The following is a 6,000-nucleotide window of genomic DNA, read 5'->3' as shown; positions in this document are numbered from 1 at the left end:
GCGAGAGGTCACGGGCGTGGTGAAATAGCCGGCGAGAGCATCGAGCTGACGCGCGACGGCCTCATGGCCTTTGACGCCACGAGCACCGTACTTCCCGAAATCCCGAACCCTCTCCGACATCTCGAATCCTCCCGCACGAGAATCTATTCACCAGTAACTACGATACCCCAACTCCCGTCACTGCGCACCTAATTACACCCATCCGGATGTCTCAATGCGACGGACTGGCCCGGCATGAAATTGCAGCCTGTTAGCAAAAGTCTTCCTCAACTTGCTTTAATTGGCCTCGGAACCGCGACGGGTTGAGAGGGCCTTGGCGATGCGGGCCGTCACCGCGGGGATGATCGCGGTCATTTCCGGGCGCCAGCCCGGGACGGCGTTCACCTCGCAGATGGTGAAGGTGTCGTCGGAGGCGAACAACAGGTCCACCCCGGCGATGTCCAGGCCCAGGGCGCGGGCCGCGCGCACCGCCAGTTCCTCGGCCTGCGGATGGCGGCCCGCGCAGCGCGTGGCGGCGCCCCCTTTGGCGATGTTGGCGGCGAGGGTGCCGTTGCCGGAGGTGTGCAGGACGGCGTCCACCGGCTCGCCGTCGACCACGATCACGCGCAGGGTGCGGCCGTGCGAAGGGGCCACGTACTCCTGGAAGAGGAACGGCGCCTCCCGGGTGAGGCTGCCGGCCACCGACCTGAGCAGGTGCGGGTCCTGGGCGAGGAAGACCTGGTCGCCCTTGGCGCCGCTGACGGACTTCACCACGCACGGCATGTCCAGGTGAAGGCTGCGCACGACGCCTTCCAGAGGGGCGGTGGCGTAGGAGAGGGTGTCGGGCACCGGCAGGCCGGCCGAGGCGAGTGCTTGGAGTTGCCGGACCTTGTTGCGGGACGTGAGCTGGGCGTCGACGGTGTTGATGAGGGTGCTGCCCATGTGCTCGAGGTGCCGCAGCAGGGTCACCTCGCGGTCGTCGTGCATGGGGCCGGACACCTGGCGAACGCACACCACCTCGGGGGCGGGCAGGTCCGCGCCTCCCAGGGTGCGCAGGACCAACTGGCCGCCTTGGACGCCGAAGAGCAGTTCGTCGGTGTGCCAGACCGCGAAGCGGGGGCCGTGGGCAGCGGCGAGGGCCGCCGCCAGATCGCGCGTGGAGCGGCGCAGCACCGATGGCCGCTGCCGCACCAGCATCCAGACGTCGGCAGGTTCCGAGATCGCCGACAGGGCGGCGGGCGGTGTGACCACTCCGGCTCCTCACAACTTCGCCGCCCACTGCCTGCGGGCCGTCGAGGGAGCCAGTCTCCCAGTTCCATGATCGTGCCGTCACGCAGGGTAGAGGTCGACGCCCTTCCGCGTCGGCGGCAGTCGGTCCCCCGGTGGTGCGGGCCACCGCCCCGCTCCGGGGCCGGATCACCGCAGGTGATGGCACGTCAAAGGGCATTGTCAGTGCCTCCCCATACAGTGAATACATCACTCGGGGAGCCTCGGAGGGGGAGGACAAACATGTCCGCACACAGGATCCAGCACAAGGTGAATCACGTCGCGCTGGTCGTGGACTGTTCGGGTTCCATGCGTCCGCATCAGAGTCAGCTCATTCGCGTGGTGGACGAATTCGTGGCCGGGTTGAAGGCCGAGTCGGACAGCCTCGGGCACGAGACCAGGATCAGTCTCTACTCCTTCGATCACAGGGTGGAGAATCTGGTGTGGGACATGGACGTGAAGCATCTTCCGTCCATGCGGGGGCTGTATCAGGTCAACAATGGCGCCACGGCCCTGATCGAGGCTTCTTTGAAGTCTCTGGACGACCTGGGACACATCTGGGAGGAGTACGGCGAGCACAGTTTCCTCCAGATCGTGGTGACGGACGGCGAGGAGAACGCCTCCGGTGGTGACCGGCGGCACGACGGGGACCCAGCCATCCTCGGGCCCTGGCTCGACAGGATCACGGCGACGATGGGCGGGCTTCCCGGGCACTGGACTTCCGCGATCCTCGTGCCGAACTCCCTGGCCAAGCGCACCGCGCAGAACTACGGGTTCCCGGCCGGGAACATCGCCATCTGGGACGCCGACTCCCAGAAGGGCGTCGAGGAGGCGATCGGCACCGTGCGCGCCGCCGCCACCAGCTTCCTCCGGGGACGCGAGCAGGGCGTGCGGGGCACGAAGAACCTGTTCGCCGTCGGGCAGGACATATCGGTCGACGAGGTGCGGGCAAACCTTGAGCCGATACCGGCCGACAAGTACCGGCTCCTGAAGGTCGACAAGGAAATCGAGATCCGCTCCTTCGTCGACTCGCATCCCGGGGTGGCCTATGAACGCGGCGCCTGCTACTACCAGTTGGGGGCTCGGGCTCAGGTTCAGCAGAACAAGGAAGTCATTGTGGTCGAGAAGGACACCGACCGCGCCTATACGGGGGACGCGGCACGCAGTCTGCTGTTCGGTACGGGAATTCAGGGCACCGTTTCCGTGAAGGCGGGGAACAATCCCAAGTTGGAGGTGTACGTGCAGAGTCGTTCCGTGAACAGGAAACTCAAGCCGAACACGCGGCTTCTCATCATGCTCTGAGAACTTCTCGTCGTGCGCTGAGGACATCTCGTCGTGCGCTGAGGACATCTCGTCGTGCGCTGAGAATCTGAGCATGGGTGAGCGGGGCGGCAGGTCGCTGGCGTGAGGGCGGCCTGCCCGCCAGGCCCCTCCCCTGCCGTAGACGGTGGGACATCTTTCGGAGACTCAGAGCTATTCAGCGGCTCGTTCGATCTTCCTAGAGTCATGTGCATCAGCCAGTCGGGGCGGTGAGCGCAGGTCATGCTCATGCGCGCCGGGACATATGACGGAGATGGATCATGCGTGCTGTCAGGCAGGAGACGTTCGGTGGGCCCGAGGTGCTGCGGGTGGTCGAGGTGGACCGTCCCGAGCCGATGAGTGGGGAGGTGCTGGTGCGGGTGCGGGCGGCCGGGGTGAACCCTGTTGATGTGGCGGTGCGTTCGGGGGTCTACCCGTTGCTGGGCGAGCCGCCGTTCGGGGTCGGCTGGGACATCTCCGGGGTCGTGGAGGAGGCCGGGGCGGGGGCCCGGTTCGCTGTGGGTGACGAGGTGTTCGGGATGCCGTTCTTCCCGCGTGCCGCGAACGGGTACGCCGAGTATGTGGCGGTGCCCTCGCGTCAGGTGGCCCGCAAGCCCACGACTGTGGACCACGTGGAGGCGGCCGCCATCCCGCTCGCCGCGCTGACCGCCTGGCAGGGGCTGGTCGACGCCGCCGGGGTCGGCGAGGGGCAGCGGGTGCTGGTCCACCGTGCCGCCGGGGGTGTCGGGCACTTCGCGGTGCAGATCGCCAAGGCCCGTGGCGCCCACGTCATCGCGATGGCGAGCGCGCCCAAGCACGACTTCGTGCGCGGCCTCGGGGCCGACGAGGTCATCGACTACCGGACCACCGACTTCACCGAAGCGGCCGGTGAGGTGGATGTGGTCTTCGACTCCAGCTCCGAAGGGGAGCGTTCGCTGTCCGTCCTGCGGCCCGGCGGCACGCTCGTGAGCATCATGGAACACGGCGACCGGGAGCTGGCCGCACGGGTCGAGGCAGCGGGGCGCCGCTTCGGCGGGGTCTCCGTCGAGCCCGACTACGCCTCGCTGGAAGCGATCGCGCGGCTCGTCGACACCGGTGCCGTCCGCCCGCACGTCGCCGAGACCTTCCCGCTCGCCGAAGCCGCCAAGGCACACGAACTCGTCGGATCGGGCCGGGTCCAGGGCAAGGTCGTGCTGAGCGTCGACTGACGGCGGGGCCGGACGGGCGGTGGAGGGAACGTAAGGTGGGGGGTCCGGTTCGTCTGAGCTGGTGCGGCAGGGTCGACGCGACGTCGGCCCGAGCGCCGGGGATCGGGCCGGACAGCACAATCCGGGGCGGGCGGGGTCGCCGCGGAGCGGGAGTCGGGGGCTGGGGGAAGTGGTGGATGTCCTGACGGAGGCTCTGTCCTCGATGCGTACCGGGCGGCCCGCGTCCGTGCGAACCCTCGGGCGTGCGCCCTGGGGACTGCGTCTTCCCCCGGTCGCCGGGGCCGGATTCCATGTGGTCCTGTCCGGGGCGTGCTGGCTCGTCCCGCTGGAGAACGCGCCGCATCTGGCGCCGGTCGCCCTCACCGAGGGGGACGTGGTCTTCCTGCGCGACGGCCGCGGGCACATCCTCGCCGACGACCCCGCCACTCCGGCGGTGGAGGAACAGCCCGAGCAGTTCAGCGCGGGGCCTGTGCTCGGCACCCTCACCATCGGCGGTGACGGGCCGCAGACGAGCCTGCTGTGCGGCAACTACCACCTGGACCAAGGCCGTCCGCATCCACTGGTGGGCCAGCTTCCCGAGATCATCCACCTGCCCACCGGGAACGGCCGTCACGCGGAGCTGAGCGCGGCCGTGCAGCTGCTCAAGGTCGAGCTGGACTCGCCTCGTATCGGATCCGCGGGGATCGTGCCCGCGCTGATCGACTCCCTGCTCCTCTACATCCTGCGGGCCTGGCTGGAGGAGCAGGGCCCCGCGAGTGCCCGGGGCTGGGCCGCGGCACTGGGAGACCGGGCCGTCGCTCCGGCCCTCTCCGCCATACACCAGACCCCGGCGGCCCCCTGGACCGTCCAGTCCCTCGCCCAGCGGGTCGGGCTGTCCCGCGCCGCCTTCGCCCGGCGGTTCACGCACCTCGTCGGCGAACCCCCCATGGCGTACCTGACGCGGTGGCGGATGACGACCGCCGCGACGCTCCTGCGGGAGACCCAAGCGCCGCTGACGACCATCGCGGCCCGCACCGGATACAGCTCCGAGTACGCCTTCGCCAAAGCCTTCAAGCGCGAACACGGGCAGGCTCCCGGGCACTACCGTCGCCAGACCCACACCGCCTCACGGCACTGAGCAGCAGCCGCGCAGGACAGCCGGCGGGAGTGTCCGTGGGCGGCGTTGAGCGTGCATTCATGGGTCGTTCGTTGCGATGCCGTGGGCTTGCTGTGTTGCCGTGCGGAGCGCTCCGGTCCCCCGGGGCCGGTGCGGTAGTCCTGGAGGGCGGCCCGTGCGCGGCGTGACGCGGCCGGTGCACGGGAGAGCACCGGACATACGACCCGCCCCTCGGCCCCACGTGCGGCTCGTCCGGGCCGCCGAGGCCCGTTCTGTCAGGCAGGTCACCCGAGTTCGCTCAGGAAAGGGAGCAGGCCGACGGCCTGGAGTGCCGCGACGACGTTGAGGAGCGGGGAGAGGATCAGGGCGAGCAGGGCGCGGCGGGGGTCGACGTGGATCGCCGTGCCGACGAGCAGACGGATCCCGGCGAGGGCCTTGCGGCCCCGGTTCCGGCGCGCCTTCGGGTCGTTCACGCGGGCGACGGCCGGGCTCGCGCGGATCGACGCGGAGGTCGCCCGGCGCCGGGCGGAGGGGCTGCGGGCGCCGCGGTTCGGCATCGACTGCGTCGTGGTCCGGAGCAACTTCGACGAGTTGGAGGAGATGTGCGCGCGGGTGGCGCCCCGCTTCCCGCACCTGGAGACGCTGTACTTCGGTGCGGTGGTGCCCACGGGTCTGGCGAGCCGGCCGTCGTTCGTCGAGCACGAGCTGCTCAGTGACGACCAGGTCGCCGAGCTGATCGCGCCGGACACCCTGAAGCGGCTGCGCGCGGCCGCGCCGACGTCCGTCACGGTGGAGACCACGGAGAACTTCGAGGTCCAGATGAACCCGGCGTTCCTGGCGCGCACCCCGAGCTTCCGCCCCATGGAGATAGAGCCGGACGGCGAGGTGCGCGCGATGCCCATCTACGAAGGCACCGTGGGCAGTCTGCTCACCGAGGACCCGCAGGTGCTGTGGCGGCGGTCGTACGAGCGCTGGGACGATCCGTTCGTCGTGGAGACCCTCGACAGCATCCACAGCCGGGCGGACTGGGCGGAGGCGGTGCGGCGCATCGACGAGCGGTTCGCCTCGGACGAGGACCGGGCGCGGATCGCGGCGCGTCCGGTGCACGTGCCGCTCGGCCTTGCGCGCTGACGCCCCCGGCGGCAACCCGAG

The 6,000-nt window shown here is 69.7% G+C and carries 6 protein-coding genes and 1 pseudogene; 4 read left to right on the top strand and 3 right to left on the bottom strand.

From position 1 onward, the window contains the following. Positions 1–120 (bottom strand): annotated as a pseudogene (locus OO63_RS47000) (transcriptional regulator); the annotation flags it as partial. Between the two features lie 156 nt (positions 121–276). Beyond that, positions 277–1,230, bottom strand: coding sequence for a RimK family alpha-L-glutamate ligase (locus OO63_RS27550; protein ID WP_030356738.1), 954 nt, complete (start codon positions 1,228–1,230; stop codon positions 277–279). A 258-nt stretch (positions 1,231–1,488) separates the two neighbouring features. Here OO63_RS27550 and OO63_RS27545 point away from each other — a divergent pair, with 258 nt between their 5' ends. The 3 genes from OO63_RS27545 to OO63_RS27535 all read left to right on the top strand — a co-directional run bounded on the left by OO63_RS27545 (position 1,489) and on the right by OO63_RS27535 (position 4,869). After that, positions 1,489–2,547 carry a vWA domain-containing protein gene (locus OO63_RS27545; protein WP_030356737.1) on the top strand — a complete coding sequence of 353 codons (1,059 nt, stop codon included), beginning with the start codon at positions 1,489–1,491 and terminating at the stop codon, positions 2,545–2,547. A 278-nt stretch (positions 2,548–2,825) separates the two neighbouring features. Further along, a complete protein-coding gene (locus OO63_RS27540; RefSeq protein WP_030356736.1) occupies positions 2,826–3,752 on the top strand; it encodes an NADP-dependent oxidoreductase in 927 nt (308 codons plus the stop codon). A gap of 172 nt (positions 3,753–3,924) precedes the next feature. Next, positions 3,925–4,869, top strand: a complete 945-nt coding sequence (locus OO63_RS27535; protein ID WP_030356735.1) for an AraC family transcriptional regulator — start codon at positions 3,925–3,927, stop codon at positions 4,867–4,869. 263 nt (positions 4,870–5,132) lie between these two features. On the opposite strand, the gene OO63_RS27530 is transcribed toward OO63_RS27535, so the two are convergent. Continuing rightward, positions 5,133–5,405, bottom strand: a complete 273-nt coding sequence (locus tag OO63_RS27530) for a hypothetical protein (protein WP_169786639.1) — start codon at positions 5,403–5,405, stop codon at positions 5,133–5,135. A 10-nt stretch (positions 5,406–5,415) separates the two neighbouring features. On the opposite strand from OO63_RS27530, the gene OO63_RS27525 reads away from it, so the two are divergent. Then, on the top strand, positions 5,416–5,979 hold the full coding sequence (locus OO63_RS27525; protein ID WP_199819440.1) for a hypothetical protein: 564 nt from the start codon (positions 5,416–5,418) through the stop codon (positions 5,977–5,979). The last annotated feature ends 21 nt before the right edge of the window (positions 5,980–6,000 follow it).

The organism is Streptomyces alboflavus (assembly GCF_000716675.1).
GTDB classification, from domain to species: Bacteria; Actinomycetota; Actinomycetes; order Streptomycetales; family Streptomycetaceae; genus Streptomyces; species Streptomyces alboflavus.
This window is presented reverse-complemented; position numbering and strand designations above follow the sequence as displayed.